Here is a 12,814-nt window from a genome sequence, read left to right on the forward strand (position 1 = left end):
TTGTGAATATATGCAAATAATTATATGGTTGGAAACCGATTCAGTCAAGCATTCAATTACGCTTTGTCGTAATTGGTCAGGAGGCTTTATCCGAATTCAGCTCCGCTGGATTCAGATGAGTCAGTTTTCCTGATCGGCTGCAACTTCAAGCCGCTCCGTGTCCATTTCATATTCGAGGAGCCGGTCCCAGTCGTCCGCTTTAATTAGATCCAATTGTGCTTCGATCAGCATCTTGAAGCGGTTCCGGAATACTTTCGATTGCTTTTTCAGGTCTTCGACTTCGACCGAGATCTTACGGGCACGTGACAGGGCTTCATTGATGATCCGGTCCGCATTCTTTTCCGCTTCTTTGACAATCAATTTCGATTCCTTCATCGAGTTGCGGCGGACGTCTTCCGCTGCTTCCTGTGCAATCAAAATCGACTTTTGCAATGTCTCTTCAATGGAGTTGAAATGGGAGATCTGCTCCTGCGATTGTTTCAATTTCTCTTTCAACTGTCTATTTTCATCAAGAATATTCTCATAGTCCTTCACCAACTGCTCCAGGAACTCATTCACTTCATCTTCATCATAGCCGCGGAAACCGCGACCGAATTCTTTATTATGTATATCAAGCGGTGTAAGCGCCATCCAAGCATCTCCCCTTATTGTAATCCTTTTTTCATTATACATGGTGGCCGGTAGAGAAAACAGCATATTTCGCCCTATTATCTGAAAACTATTCCAGCTTGCCCATCACCAGCCGAATCTTATCTTTCCTCGTCCTGCCCTCAATAGCGGATACTTTGAAACGGCCGGCCCCTCTAATGGAAAGCATGTCCGATTCCTGCAACTCGAAGGAAGGCTGATCACGCACAGCCCAATTCACTTTCACACGTTCCCCTTGGATAAGGGCAGCCGCTTTTTGGCGAGAAGCTTTCGTCAAGGCGGCCACGACCACGTCCAACCGGAGCGAACTGACCGTGTAGGTCGATTCCTTCCAAGTTTCGGCAGCCATGATCCAGTCCCCCGCTTCCGGCACTTCCTCCACTGTCACTTTCGCCTTTCCGACGGATGTCAAATTGACTACGATATAGTCTTTAATTTCATTTGCGATGGAAAATTGGACTTCTTCCTGATTTAGCCGAATATCACCGAATTTGGAACGGTCGAGTCCGACAGAAAGCAATGCGCCTAACAGGTCACGATGCTCCAATGTCAGAAACTTTGTAGCATAGCGCACCTTGAAAACGGTTACTTGGAAATCATCCGGTTCGGGTGAAAAATAATCAGGGTACAGGAGGAGCCGTTGACGCTCCGCGTCCTCAAAGGCACCGTACGCACTCACTGACATCCCGGCTCCCCGGGCAACTGACTCAACGATGAATTGTTGCCTCGGATCAAGGAATCCCGTCAATTTTGGACTATAGGCGTTTTCCACTTCCCGGACCCAACCTGTCGCCATTTCGATGAAGGGCTGTTCGTCTTTTCTGAAATGCTGCAAAAGCGTCTCCATTGTCCTTTTCGGCTCCTTAAAGAAAAATCCTCACAATAGTGAGGAAACGATCATTTTAAATATTTCGCTAATCCCCATCGAAATGAAGTTCAAAGCGAATAATGCCACAATCGGTGAAATATCGATCATGCCAAGTGGTGGAATGAATTTCCTGAAAAATCCAAGATAGGGTTCTGCGATCTTGCCAAGAAGCTCACCAAACTTCGTTTCTCTCGAAGCGGGCACCCACGACATTAAAATATAAATAATGAGCAGGATGGAATAGATCCGGATTGCCCCCATGATTGCATCATGTAGAAGAATAATAGCTGCCATTAGTAAACGTACACCTCATTCAATTTTCATCGTTCAAAATAATCGGAAATGGCGCCTGCGACTTCCACATTGTCGGGCACGCATAGGAAAATATCTGTGCCGATCCGCTGGATGTCCCCGCCAAGGGCATAAACCGTGCCGCTCAGGAAATCGACGATCCGGATTCCTTGGTCACGTTCGATCCGTTGGAGATTGACCACGACCGCCCGTTTGTTTTTCAGATGTTCGGATATATCTTGTGCCTCTGCGTATACCCGTGGCTCGATCAGCACCACTTTGGAGGACTTTTGAATGCTTTGCAAGCTGACGACGGTAGCCGATTGTTGTGGCTCTCCAACCGGCTGCTTCCTGATCGGCGTCACCCGTTTCGGTTGTTCCTGTACCGGGCGGCGCTCTTCCCGCCGAGCCGGCTCCTCGATTTCTTCCTCGTCTTCATCATAAAGGTAAAACCATTTCTCAAATTTTTTTTTGATACTCATGCGTCTACCTCGCTTTCTGCTCCGACAAGTGCCGTACCGATCCTGACATGGGTTGCACCTTCTTCAATAGCGATGATGTAATCATTAGACATTCCCATCGATAATTCTGTACATGGGGCATGTTCCAACTGCTGGGCTGCCATTTCGTCCCGCAGCTCCCGAAGCGAGCGGAACACGCTACGGATGAGATCCTGGTCCTCTGTGAAAGGAGCCATAGTCATTAAGCCGATAATCCGGACTTTGTCATAAGCCGCCGCCTCTTCGATAAACTGTTGAAGTTCTTCCGGGGCTACGCCGGATTTGGAAGCTTCCCCCGATACATTGACCTGCACGAAGCAATCAATTGTTTTTGTCGCGCGCTTCTGGATTTCCTTGACGATACTTAATCGGTCCACCGAATGTAAATAATCGATCTGATTGATAACGTCTTTCACTTTCCTGCTTTGGACGTTCCCGATGAAATGCCAAACGGCACCTTCTGATATTTCCTGCTGTTTTCCAAGCAATCCCTCGGGACGGTTTTCCCCCAGATCATGGATACCCTCGGCCAATACTTCGCCCGCCCTCTTGGCTGAAACTTGTTTCGTCACTGCCACAACCATCACTTCGGTACGCTTCCGCCCTGTCCGGTCACATGCTTCCTGTATGGTATGTTCAATATGCTGAATTCTTTGTTGGAGGTTCCCCACTGTCATCACTACTTTTCATCTTTCTTTCCTATCATTGTATCAAGGGAACCTCGACATATCAATGATAAGTCATTTTTTCAATCCTTTTTGACCAACAAGGATGATATCTTTTCCGATGGTGGCTATGTCTCCAAGAGGCACTTTTTTCACTTCCTTATCCCGTGTATCGAAAAACACGCCTCGGTCCCCTCCCCCGACATGCAAGGACTTCACCTTGCCATCTGCAGTATCGATAGTCGCATCTTGGATGAAACCTAGAAAAGCACCTTTTTCCACATCGATCACTTCTTTTTTTTGGATATCCGAAAATCTCATAGCACCCCTCCTACTTGAATATATGCAAAGGAGTGGAAAAAAAGGATTTGGATTTTCAGCATTAGCGAAGCAATCGTTTTGCCGTATTTTTGCGCTCTATGCGGAAATTACGGCAGCCTATATTCCTTCAAACACGATCCTAAGTTCGTTCAAATTTTAAAAATGTATATAAATAAAAGCCGTCTCCAAACTACTTGGAGACAGCCTTATCCCATCATGTTTTATGTTCGATTCCATTCCGAATGATTTTCACTGCATTTTTCTCCAGCCTTGAAATTTGCGCTTGAGAGATGCCAAGCTCTTTGGCGATTTCCGTTTGGGTCTGGCCCAAATAAAATCGTTTAGATAGTATTTTCTGTTGCCTTTCATCCAACGTCATGACGGTTTCTTTCACCGATACATAGGTGAGCCATTTGTCTTCGGAAACCGTTTTATCCTGAAGCTGGTCCATCATAAATACCGGATCGCCCCCATCGCCGTTGATCGGTTCATGGAGTGACATCGGATCTTGGATCGCATCCAGCGCAAACAGAATATCATCTTCCGGAATCCCGGTCGCTGCTGCTAAATCCGATATCTTCGGCTCCTTCTGATGGTCATTGATAAATTGCTCTTTCGCCCGTATGGCTTTATAGGCGATATCCCGAAGCGATCTTGAAACCCGGACCGCATGGTGATCACGCAAATGTCTTTTGATTTCCCCGATGATCATCGGCACCGCGTACGTCGAAAAGCGGACATTATGTTTGAGATCGAAATTATCAATGGATTTCAACAGGCCGATGCAACCGACTTGAAAGAGGTCGTCCGCCTGTTCCCCTCTGTAGGCAAAACGTTGAACTAAACTAAGAACCAGTCGTAAATTCCCGATTACCAGCTCTTCTCTCGCCGATGCATCTCCACTTTGCAACCGGATGAATGTTTCCCGCATGACTTCGTTTGTGAGTAATGGCAATTCAGATGTATCGATTCCGCATATCTCTACTCTTGTACGTACCATTTTCTCTGCCTCCGCATTCTGTGATGACTGTACGATGTAGTGTAACCGCAGCCGTTCAGAATATGCGAAGTGTCCGCCGCCAATTTCAACCATCAGGCGATTGGATGATTCAAGCGCTCCCGCAAATCGGAGATAATTTTCTTTTCAAGTCGGGAAATATAAGATTGAGAAATGCCGAGGAGTTCCGCCACTTCTTTTTGCGTCATTTCAATTTGGCCAGTCAAACCGAAGCGGCATTCCATAATATATCGTTCGCGATCATCCAGTGTGCTGATCGCCTCGATCATATGCTGCCTTTCGATTTTCTTTTCCACATCATCGATGATAATATGTTCATCGGTTCCAAGAATATCCGACAATAATAATTCATTGCCATCCGCATCCGAATTAAGCGGTTCATCAAAAGAGATTTCGGAGCGTGTCCGATTCGTTTTCCGCAAGTGCATCAAAATTTCATTTTCAATGCAGCGCGAGGCGTAGGTGGCCAATTTGATGTTCTTATCCATTTTGAAAGTCTCAATCGCTTTTATAAGTCCGATGGTGCCGATGCTGATCAGATCTTCGATATGAGTGTTCGTATTATCGAAGCGTCTTGCAATATAAACGACGAGCCGCAAGTTTTTTTCGATCAGCGTATCCCGAGCATTCATATCCCCCTCCATGAAAGCACGGAGTGTAGCCGCTTCTTCTTCCCGGGTCAGCGGCTTTGGAAGGGATTCATGTCCCCCGATGTAGTAAGTCCCTTGTTTTCTTCTAAATAAGCCGAACAATTTGGATAGCCAGATTCTTAATTTAGACAGCATGCCTCGTTCTCCTTTCCCGGTTAATGGATTCCATTGCGGATCTGTGCAATATGGCCGCAGCCCCTTCAGGATAACGGCGGTCGTTCTGTGTCAGTACGATATACCCCGGTTGCAACACTTCCCCATCGTCGAGCATCCATTGATCAAATTTAAATCCGAGTGCCCAAGATTGCCCCTGGACAGTCATCAGGCGAATCAATCGCATATTCTTCCGGTAAGGATCCGGGAATTCCGCCAATGTACCGGTTTGAGCAGGATTCCAATCAAGCAACGGCTGGCGCAGCGGCTCCGGAATATGGCTCTCGACAGCTTGAAAGGAGACAAAGTGGACAGGCGAGCCCGACAACGGTTCCATACACGCATTTCCCGAATCCACAAACACTTCCACCTCCATTTCCGCACCCCAAATTCGGAGCGTGGAGGGAGCGCGCATATCGGCGAGTTGACTGGCTGTCCGAATGTCCAGCCATTTTTTCCTCATGTAGGCGAGCGAGACATAGGCCGCGCTGGCATACGCCAATACCCATAATGTTTCATTCACCGTCCCGAATCGGAGAGGGATGGCAGTCAAGGCCCCACCCGCAAACAAACCGCCGATCAAGGCCACGGAGGCAGACCTTCTCCATTTTTGCGATGCTGCCCCGAAAGCGCATACGGTCATGCCAAAGAAGGAGAGAAAGATGACAAATGTGGAGGAAGGAAAGACGACGACCGGGAGAGCTCCCGCAAAAGAAGCGAGTAGTAGGCGTCCCCGACTCGCTTGGATGGGCCCCACCTTATTGGCAAATGACAGAATGATATAGTTGAAGAGCATATTGATGCCGACGATGAGTTCTCCATACATAGACCGCCCGCCCTCCTTGTCGTTAACGATACCACCCTTGCCTTGAAATGTTTGTCGGATTGAGGACAGGTTCGCAAGAAATATTCGACATACTCTGCGGGAGAGGGTTTATTGGGGAATGAATTTTTTGGAGGAAAGCGCATGTCTTGGTTGGGGAGGGACATTGGGAACTTTGGGAGAAACGTTGTGAGGTGAGGAGTACGTTGGGAACTTCGGGAGAAACGTTGCGAGGTTGCAAGGTAGCGTTTCGAGGTTTCTTTTTTTGTTATGAAGTTTGGGGTAAACCTTGTGAAGTTCCTTGATAACGTTTAGAAGTCGGGAAAACGTTGGGAACATCGGTAGAAACATTGCGAAGTTTGGAGAGAACGTTTCGAGGTTTCCCCTGGGTTATTGGGAAGTTCAGGGGGGTTGTTGGAAATTCTTTAAAAATGTTGTAGGAAGGATTAATCTACATGGCTTTCGCAAAGAACTTTTACAATTGACGGAGGAAAGGCAAATTTTCCTTTCCACGGGATAAATACGGCAAAAAACTGCCCTGCAGGCAAAGTTAGCTGCAGGGCAGTTTATATTGTTCTCTTATCTGCGACGATTGCGGAGGAATGTCGGGATGTCCAGCGCGTCTTCTTGTTGGTGAGTTTGCTGTTGGCGCACCGGCTCCTGATAGGATGGTGCTTCTTCCCGGCGCTCGCGCATCGGTGGTTGCTCTCTCGGTTCCGGTTCGCGGACGCGGTTTGTTCCGAAGCCGGAGCTTCTAGCCGGTCTTGCTTGGCTCAGCTGTTCTTCGCTGAAGCCGGTCGCGATGACGGTGACGACGATTTCGTCCTTCAGATTATCATTGATGACCGAACCGAAGATCATATTGACATCTTCATCCGATGCGGAGGCGACGATATCGGCCGCTTCCTGTACTTCGAAGAGGCTTAAATTGGAGCCGCCCGTAATATTCATGAGCACCCCTTTCGCTCCGTCGATGGATGTTTCCAAGAGCGGGCTGGAAATCGCCTTTTTCGCCGCTTCCGCCGCCCGGTTTTCCCCTGTGGACAACCCGATTCCCATCAAGGCTGAACCTTTGTTGGACATGATCGTTTTGACGTCGGCAAAGTCCAAGTTGATCAAACCCGGGACCGCGATCAAATCCGAGATCCCCTGAACCCCTTGGCGTAATACATTGTCCGCCTCGCGGAATGCCTCTAGCATCGGCGTGTTTTTATCTACAATTTCGAGCAATTTATCATTCGGGATGACAATCAACGTATCGACGGATTCTTTCATCGCCGTTATTCCGCCAATTGCCTGAGTCGAGCGTTTGCGCCCTTCGAACGTAAATGGACGCGTTACGACACCGACTGTAAGAGCGCCGAGGTCTTTCGCAATTTGCGCAATGACTGGAGCAGCCCCTGTCCCCGTTCCGCCTCCCATGCCGGCAGTGACGAATACCATATCCGCGCCGCGCAGCGCTTCTTCAATCTGCTCCTTGCTTTCCTCGGCCGCTTTTTTGCCGACTTCCGGATTTGCGCCAGCTCCCAGACCGCGTGTTAATTTCGCCCCGATCTGCAACTTTACTTCCGCGGACGATAGATTCAAAGCTTGCGCGTCTGTATTAACCGCAATGAATTCCACGCCCTGTACGCCATGTTCAATCATTCGATTTACTGCATTATTTCCTCCACCGCCGACACCAATTACTTTGATGACCGCTAGTGCATCAACATTCGTATCAAATTCCAGCATGATCTCTCCTCCTGACCTATCTCTACTGAAGTCCTTAGCTCCCTATCATTCAAAAAAGTTGTCGAATATTTTTCTAGCTCTTGTCATGAGCCCCGGCTTATTTTCCTTACGTTCGGCCGGCTTCTTTTTCATGCCGGATGCCGGAACCGTTTCTTCCGCTTCCATAGTAGCTGTAGGTGAATCCTGCACATGCCCGAAATACATATCTTGCATATGCGCGTAGCGGATCAAACCTACTGCGGTGGAATACATCGGTTCTCTGACGCCGATATATTCCGGCGTATGGACGCGGACTCTAGTTTTCAATACATGCCTTGCTAGTTGAAGAATCCCGTCCAGCTTGGTGATTCCTCCGGTTAACACGACACCGCCGGGCAAATCACGCACGCCCATCCGGAACAATTCCTCCAAAATCAAATCAAAGAGCTCTTCCAATCGGACGCCAATAATTTCCGATATGTATCGTTGACTATATTGATCTTTCGAATCTGCTCCAATTACCGGAACTTCGAAAAGTTCGTCATCCGAAGCGTCATCGTAAAAAGCATGTCCATACTGGTGTTTGATTTTCCTGGCTTGTTCGGTCGGCGTTTTCAAAACAATGGAAAGATCCTTTGTAATATGGTCCCCTCCGACCGGGACAACCGTTGTTGCCTTCAGGCGGCCTTCATCGAACAGGGCAATCGTCGTCGATCCCCCACCGATGTCAATATAGGCTGTACCGTGGTTCATTTCATCATCCGTCAAGGCAAATGTGCCTGCCGCCAGGGGCTGAAGGTAAATCTCCCGGATGACGAGTCCGGCGCGTTCTACACAACGCAATATATTATGCACGAGCGTTTTCGAAGTAGTAATGAGTGTGCCATCCATTTCGAGCCGTACTCCGATCATGCCTCTCGGATCTTTTATCTCGTCGTAATCATCCACGATGAACTGTTTCGGAATGATGTTGACAATCTCGCGTTCAGGTGGAACCGACATCACTTGTGCCGATTTCATAACACGATCCAAATCATCATCCGTAATTTCACGGTTCTCCGAGTTGACGGCCACGACGCCTTTCACATCTTGCAAATGGACGCCATTTGCGGGAATTCCAACGATGACTTCCCGTATGTGCATCCCTATCATTCTCTCCGCCTGATCGATCGCTTTCCGGATCGACTGGACAGTCGCATCGATATCGACGATTGTCCCTTTGCGGATTCCTGCTGATTGGACATTGCCAACCCCTATCACATGCAGGGATTCGCCATCCACTTCACCGATCAGCACCTTGACCGATGAAGAACCTATATCAAGTGAAACGTATAATTGTGATTGGCTCAATTCATGGCACCTCCGATAGCGACTCTTACATCCCATTCTATTGCATTCGAGACGTATTGTCTAAATATTTTCGACATCTTCGTTCTAAATCCTTTTACTCCGAACCTTTTACATTTGAAACTTTGCTTCTTTCCTCCCATTTGACTAGAAGAATCCTTCTGATGACCGCTATATTTTGAAATAGCCGAACGCCAAAAGCGAAGACGGCGGCCAAATAGAGGTCCACCCCGAGATGGACGCCCAAGAACGCCAGTCCGGCAGCAAGGGCAATATTGAAAAAGAATCCCGAGACGAAAACTTTATCATCATACACTTGCTGCAAATGCGCCCGGATGCCGCCGAACAACGTATCCAAGGCGGCTAATACGGCGATGGATAAGTAGTTGCCGTACACTTGCGGTATTTGAATATCTGACAACAGGCCGAGCGTGATCCCGATGATCAGCCCGAGCAATGGCAACCACATGGTCATTCCCCTTTCGGCAATTCTTTTAAGAACCGGTTTTCAAATTCTTCCGCTCCACCCCGAATCCGGATCGAGGCGGTCGGTTGTCCGATATCGAGAATGAGATTTTCAAGATAAAAATCATCCTGTATTGACGAAGCCAGTAGATAATTGTATAGTTTCTCACTGTCTTCCAATGTTTGGGAAATAATCTTTATTGAAAAGGGGGGCGTGGACACGTTCAACCCGTTGACCGTTGTGGTGCCGTTAATGTCCCGGATGGAACTTAATAAGGTGTATCGCTTTCCGTCAATCTCCAGCGCCCCCCATTTGAACCGGTTGATTTCATTGACGAACCGGGTCAGCAAGTCGGGAGAAACGCCGTTAATCGGGAGGCCATATGCCACGCTTTCCGGCGAGGGCTTCACTTCTATGAGGATGCCCGGGCCTTCAATCTCGGTCATGCCGGCCTGCCGGTTCAGCTTGTCCACCGTATCGGTTAGCGCCTTCCCCGTATCATCTTCACCCAGCATTTTATACGTGACGATGGTCTTGTCCAAATCTCGGATTTCGGACAATAATTCGGAATGAAGTTTCTGTTCGGCCGCTAAATCGTTGCGGATGGCCCAAAGATCTCGCGTATCCCGTTCTTCCGGGTTTTTCATCGTATTGTATTGGACGGCTGTCATGAACCCGACAATCAGGAGAATCAATACAAACTGCCATTGAATTCTTTTTTTCATCCACCCACCCTCTCAATACTCAACTTTCATTGCGAACGGCCGCCAGTTTAATTTCCTTGGACTGCTCCGTCGTGACGACAATATTATCACGGACGAGGCTATCAATCACGCCGCCTTTCAATTGCAAGGACGCTGACAGCACGTCCATATCACCGACGGCTTCAATGACAAACGGCGCTGGAAAAGTTCTTCCGTCGATTGTGATGACAGGGCCTGTACACTTAATATACGAATTGGAAGTGATCCGCTGCCCGTTGATAGCAAGACCTTGCGCCCCGGCGATTTTCAATTCATTGACGACACGCAGGACATGGCTCTCATGGACGATATAATCGTTCGGGTTCTGCTCCACCGGATCATAGTCGCCATCCTTCAAGGTGACGCGTACACCGCCTCCCGTTGCGGGTATGACCCCTAGAAGTAACCGGAGATCCTTCGCTTCTTCCACTAGATCGGCATGGTTTTCCTTGCCTTTGGAAAACGTCTGTTCATATTGCCGGATTTCTTCCTGCTTTGCCGTTATTTCATCGAACAATTCCTTGTTCCGCTCCTGCTGATTGACGAGATTTTCACGATATTGCTCCTCTTGGATGAATTCCGCCGAGTAGAGCGCTTCCTCCTCTTGATTGACCCCTAGTGTCCGATAAGAGAAGGCCAAGATGAATCCGAGCACAAGGAAAACGACCGAGAACAGAATATGCCTGCCCTTTTTCTGGTAGGCCTCATTCGTTTTCTTCATCAATGGATTCACTCTCCTCTTTCAGGCCATACATTTCACTGAAAGGGGTGAAGTAGGTCCCAACTTCCATATCGATGACGCCTTTTTCATGACCCTGCAATTGCGCCGTCACTTGCGGATAATAATTCATTTTATCGGCGAATGAAGAAATGACTGCCCGTACTTCATAGCCATCGTTCATATAGACTCTCAAGCGATCGGAATCTTCTTCCGTTCCTTCGTAGATGATTTCCGATATGGCATCATAGACATCGGAATCCACCTGTAGCAACTGGCCGGTCATTTCTTCACGAATTGCAGCGTCATCAAAATTATTCAGTATGGGCGCTTCCGTCTCCATTTTGACCCCGTCCTTGAACAAGTCCCCGTTTTCCAACAGAAGTTCGTATTGGGTTCCATCAAACAAATAGGCGACCGGTTTCCATTCCGTCACAGTAATCTCGACATCCCGCAGCCATTTCCGCGAAACCTCGACCTTTCGGACACCATCCATCCGCAATACAGCTTGTTCGGTCTCTTCTATGCTGAATCCCCAAACCGGATCCCCTTCCAAAAGGCCGCTTTGTTTCGCATAATCCTCTGAATCATGCAGTTGCGCGCCGATCACGTGGATCTGGGCGACTTTACTGTACGATGATTGGAAATAAAGGATGGCAAGAAGGGCAAGAACGAATACAGTCAGGATAAAGAGGAATTTCTTATTCGTTCTCCGGCGCCTTTTCTTCCGCATGGAAGGGATCCGCTCTTCTATATCAATGACTTTATCCATTCTGTGCCTCCTTTTTATCTATAATTTCTCACCGTCGCAAAATGGAGAATCGTCCCCACCGCCATCCATGTCGTCATGAGAGAGGAACCGCCATAGCTGATAAATGGCAATGTCACGCCGGTCACTGGCAGAAGCCCTGTGACGACTCCGACATTCAAAAAAGTTTGGAAGATGATCATGGCGCCCATCCCGGCAACGATCAGGAACTCGGTCCGGCTCGCCGTCCTGATTGCAATCCCGCATCCTGCCAGAAGCAGGACTCCAAAGAGGAAAAGGACGAAGGTGGCCCCGATGAACCCCGTCTCCTCCGCAATGATCGAGAAGATAAAATCATTTTGCGGCTCGGGCAAGTATAAATACTTTTGGCGGCTGTTGCCATATCCATGGCCGAACAGTCCGCCCGGCGCAATCGCGAACAAGGATTGGATCCCCTGGAACCCAGTTCCGAGGGGGTCGCTCCACGGATCGATATAAGATTTGATCCGATCGATCCGGTAAGGTGCCGTAGCAATCAAAGCGATAAATGCACCGATGCCGGTAAACCCAAGAATGGCGAAAAAGGACAATGGGTACCCCGCGATGAAGAGGATGACAAATGCGGAAACGATCATAATGACGGCAGAGCCAAGGTCTGGCTGCAACATGATCAACACCGCCGGGAGCAAAATCAAAGCAAAATGGCTTAGCTGGATCTTCTGTTTGCCACCCGTCTTCTGAATGCCCGTCGCTAGTTTCCCGATAAGTGCCACCTTGACGAATTCGGCAGGCTGAAGGCTGAACGGTCCGAGGGCGATCCAGCTTTGCGATCCGTTCCGGACAGCCCCGATGCCCGGAACGAGCACAAGTGCCAACAAGATAATCGTAGCATAATAGAATACGGTCCACGCACGTGGGTTCGACGTCCAAGGGCTCTTCATGATCAGGAAGGCGATGGCGATCGAGACGACCATGTAAATCCCCTGTTTGACGATGAATGGCGAGGTATCCGCATATCTCATCATGCCCCAATAGGAACCGGCCGAATGCACGAATGCCAGCCCGATCAGGGAAAGTCCTATGGCTGAAACGACAAAAGCCATTTTCAACTTTCTGTCCAGTGAACGCATCCTTCCGAAAAT

Annotated in this window: 16 protein-coding genes and 1 other annotated feature (1 of these 17 cut by a window edge); all 16 genes read right to left on the reverse strand. The window is 48.6% G+C overall.

Features of this window, described 5'->3' with window-relative positions; genetic code table 11:
• Nucleotides 1-3 (reverse strand) — a binding site (T-box leader) (it extends 217 nt beyond the left edge of the window).
• A gap of 117 nt (nt 4-120) precedes the next feature.
• Nucleotides 121-630, reverse strand: coding sequence for a DivIVA domain-containing protein (locus tag MKY41_RS07595; protein WP_340744458.1), 510 nt, complete (start codon nt 628-630; stop codon nt 121-123).
• An 88-nt stretch (nt 631-718) separates the two neighbouring features.
• Nucleotides 719-1,495: a YlmH family RNA-binding protein gene (locus MKY41_RS07600; protein ID WP_340744459.1), complete on the reverse strand. Its 777-nt coding sequence runs from the start codon at nt 1,493-1,495 to the stop codon at nt 719-721.
• A gap of 30 nt (nt 1,496-1,525) precedes the next feature.
• Nucleotides 1,526-1,810, reverse strand: a complete 285-nt coding sequence (locus tag MKY41_RS07605) for a YggT family protein (RefSeq protein ID WP_340744460.1) — start codon at nt 1,808-1,810, stop codon at nt 1,526-1,528.
• 26 nt (nt 1,811-1,836) lie between these two features.
• Nucleotides 1,837-2,289, reverse strand: coding sequence for a cell division protein SepF (locus tag MKY41_RS07610; protein WP_340744461.1), 453 nt, complete (start codon nt 2,287-2,289; stop codon nt 1,837-1,839).
• Complete coding sequence (locus MKY41_RS07615; RefSeq protein ID WP_340745656.1) at nt 2,286-2,984, reverse strand: YggS family pyridoxal phosphate-dependent enzyme; 699 nt, start codon at nt 2,982-2,984, stop codon at nt 2,286-2,288. Before MKY41_RS07615 ends, MKY41_RS07610 begins: the two co-directional genes overlap by 4 nt.
• Nucleotides 2,985-3,047: 63 nt before the next feature.
• Nucleotides 3,048-3,293 carry a PRC-barrel domain-containing protein gene (locus tag MKY41_RS07620; RefSeq protein ID WP_340744462.1) on the reverse strand — a complete coding sequence of 82 codons (246 nt, stop codon included), beginning with the start codon at nt 3,291-3,293 and terminating at the stop codon, nt 3,048-3,050.
• Between the two features lie 214 nt (nt 3,294-3,507).
• Entirely contained in the window at nt 3,508-4,293 is a 786-nt protein-coding gene (sigG, locus tag MKY41_RS07625) for an RNA polymerase sporulation sigma factor SigG (RefSeq protein ID WP_340744463.1), read from the reverse strand.
• A gap of 92 nt (nt 4,294-4,385) precedes the next feature.
• The gene (gene sigE, locus MKY41_RS07630) at nt 4,386-5,096 is read right to left on the reverse strand and encodes an RNA polymerase sporulation sigma factor SigE (RefSeq protein ID WP_340744464.1); all 711 of its coding nucleotides are present in this window, start codon (nt 5,094-5,096) and stop codon (nt 4,386-4,388) included.
• Nucleotides 5,086-5,940, reverse strand: coding sequence for a sigma-E processing peptidase SpoIIGA (locus tag MKY41_RS07635; protein ID WP_340744465.1), 855 nt, complete (start codon nt 5,938-5,940; stop codon nt 5,086-5,088). Before MKY41_RS07635 ends, sigE begins: the two co-directional genes overlap by 11 nt.
• A gap of 576 nt (nt 5,941-6,516) precedes the next feature.
• Nucleotides 6,517-7,671, reverse strand: a complete 1,155-nt coding sequence (ftsZ, locus tag MKY41_RS07640) for a cell division protein FtsZ (protein WP_340744466.1) — start codon at nt 7,669-7,671, stop codon at nt 6,517-6,519.
• A 45-nt stretch (nt 7,672-7,716) separates the two neighbouring features.
• A complete protein-coding gene (ftsA, locus tag MKY41_RS07645; protein ID WP_340744467.1) occupies nt 7,717-9,000 on the reverse strand; it encodes a cell division protein FtsA in 1,284 nt (427 codons plus the stop codon).
• Nucleotides 9,001-9,094: 94 nt separating this feature from the next.
• Nucleotides 9,095-9,466, reverse strand: coding sequence for a small basic family protein (locus tag MKY41_RS07650; RefSeq protein ID WP_340744468.1), 372 nt, complete (start codon nt 9,464-9,466; stop codon nt 9,095-9,097).
• A gap of 2 nt (nt 9,467-9,468) precedes the next feature.
• Entirely contained in the window at nt 9,469-10,188 is a 720-nt protein-coding gene (locus MKY41_RS07655; protein WP_340744469.1) for a DUF881 domain-containing protein, read from the reverse strand.
• 19 nt (nt 10,189-10,207) lie between these two features.
• Nucleotides 10,208-10,927: a DUF881 domain-containing protein gene (locus MKY41_RS07660; protein ID WP_340744470.1), complete on the reverse strand. Its 720-nt coding sequence runs from the start codon at nt 10,925-10,927 to the stop codon at nt 10,208-10,210.
• Entirely contained in the window at nt 10,911-11,696 is a 786-nt protein-coding gene (locus MKY41_RS07665; RefSeq protein WP_340744471.1) for a cell division protein FtsQ/DivIB, read from the reverse strand. Before MKY41_RS07665 ends, MKY41_RS07660 begins: the two co-directional genes overlap by 17 nt.
• Nucleotides 11,697-11,710: 14 nt before the next feature.
• A complete protein-coding gene (gene ftsW / locus MKY41_RS07670) occupies nt 11,711-12,775 on the reverse strand; it encodes a putative lipid II flippase FtsW (RefSeq protein WP_340744472.1) in 1,065 nt (354 codons plus the stop codon).
• Nucleotides 12,776-12,814 lie beyond the last annotated feature (39 nt).

It is taken from the genome of Sporosarcina sp. FSL W7-1349, assembly GCF_038003045.1.
In the GTDB taxonomy this organism is placed as follows: Bacteria; Bacillota; Bacilli; order Bacillales_A; family Planococcaceae; genus Sporosarcina.

Bases quoted from the DNA above. Each gene is read 5' to 3' on its own strand.
- MKY41_RS07595 (WP_340744458.1), bottom strand. From the start codon at position 630: ATGGCGCTTACACCGCTTGATATACATAATAAAGAATTCGGTCGCGGT.
- MKY41_RS07600 (WP_340744459.1), bottom strand. From the start codon at position 1,495: ATGGAGACGCTTTTGCAGCATTTCAGAAAAGACGAACAGCCCTTCATC.
- MKY41_RS07605 (WP_340744460.1), bottom strand. From the start codon at position 1,810: ATGGCAGCTATTATTCTTCTACATGATGCAATCATGGGGGCAATCCGG.
- MKY41_RS07610 (WP_340744461.1), bottom strand. From the start codon at position 2,289: ATGAGTATCAAAAAAAAATTTGAGAAATGGTTTTACCTTTATGATGAA.
- MKY41_RS07615 (WP_340745656.1), bottom strand. From the start codon at position 2,984: ATGACAGTGGGGAACCTCCAACAAAGAATTCAGCATATTGAACATACC.
- MKY41_RS07620 (WP_340744462.1), bottom strand. From the start codon at position 3,293: ATGAGATTTTCGGATATCCAAAAAAAAGAAGTGATCGATGTGGAAAAA.
- sigG (WP_340744463.1), bottom strand. From the start codon at position 4,293: ATGGTACGTACAAGAGTAGAGATATGCGGAATCGATACATCTGAATTG.
- sigE (WP_340744464.1), bottom strand. From the start codon at position 5,096: ATGCTGTCTAAATTAAGAATCTGGCTATCCAAATTGTTCGGCTTATTT.
- MKY41_RS07635 (WP_340744465.1), bottom strand. From the start codon at position 5,940: ATGTATGGAGAACTCATCGTCGGCATCAATATGCTCTTCAACTATATC.
- ftsZ (WP_340744466.1), bottom strand. From the start codon at position 7,671: ATGCTGGAATTTGATACGAATGTTGATGCACTAGCGGTCATCAAAGTA.
- MKY41_RS07650 (WP_340744468.1), bottom strand. From the start codon at position 9,466: ATGTGGTTGCCATTGCTCGGGCTGATCATCGGGATCACGCTCGGCCTG.
- MKY41_RS07655 (WP_340744469.1), bottom strand. From the start codon at position 10,188: ATGAAAAAAAGAATTCAATGGCAGTTTGTATTGATTCTCCTGATTGTC.
- MKY41_RS07660 (WP_340744470.1), bottom strand. From the start codon at position 10,927: ATGAAGAAAACGAATGAGGCCTACCAGAAAAAGGGCAGGCATATTCTG.
- MKY41_RS07665 (WP_340744471.1), bottom strand. From the start codon at position 11,696: ATGGATAAAGTCATTGATATAGAAGAGCGGATCCCTTCCATGCGGAAG.
- ftsW (WP_340744472.1), bottom strand. From the start codon at position 12,775: ATGGCTTTTGTCGTTTCAGCCATAGGACTTTCCCTGATCGGGCTGGCA.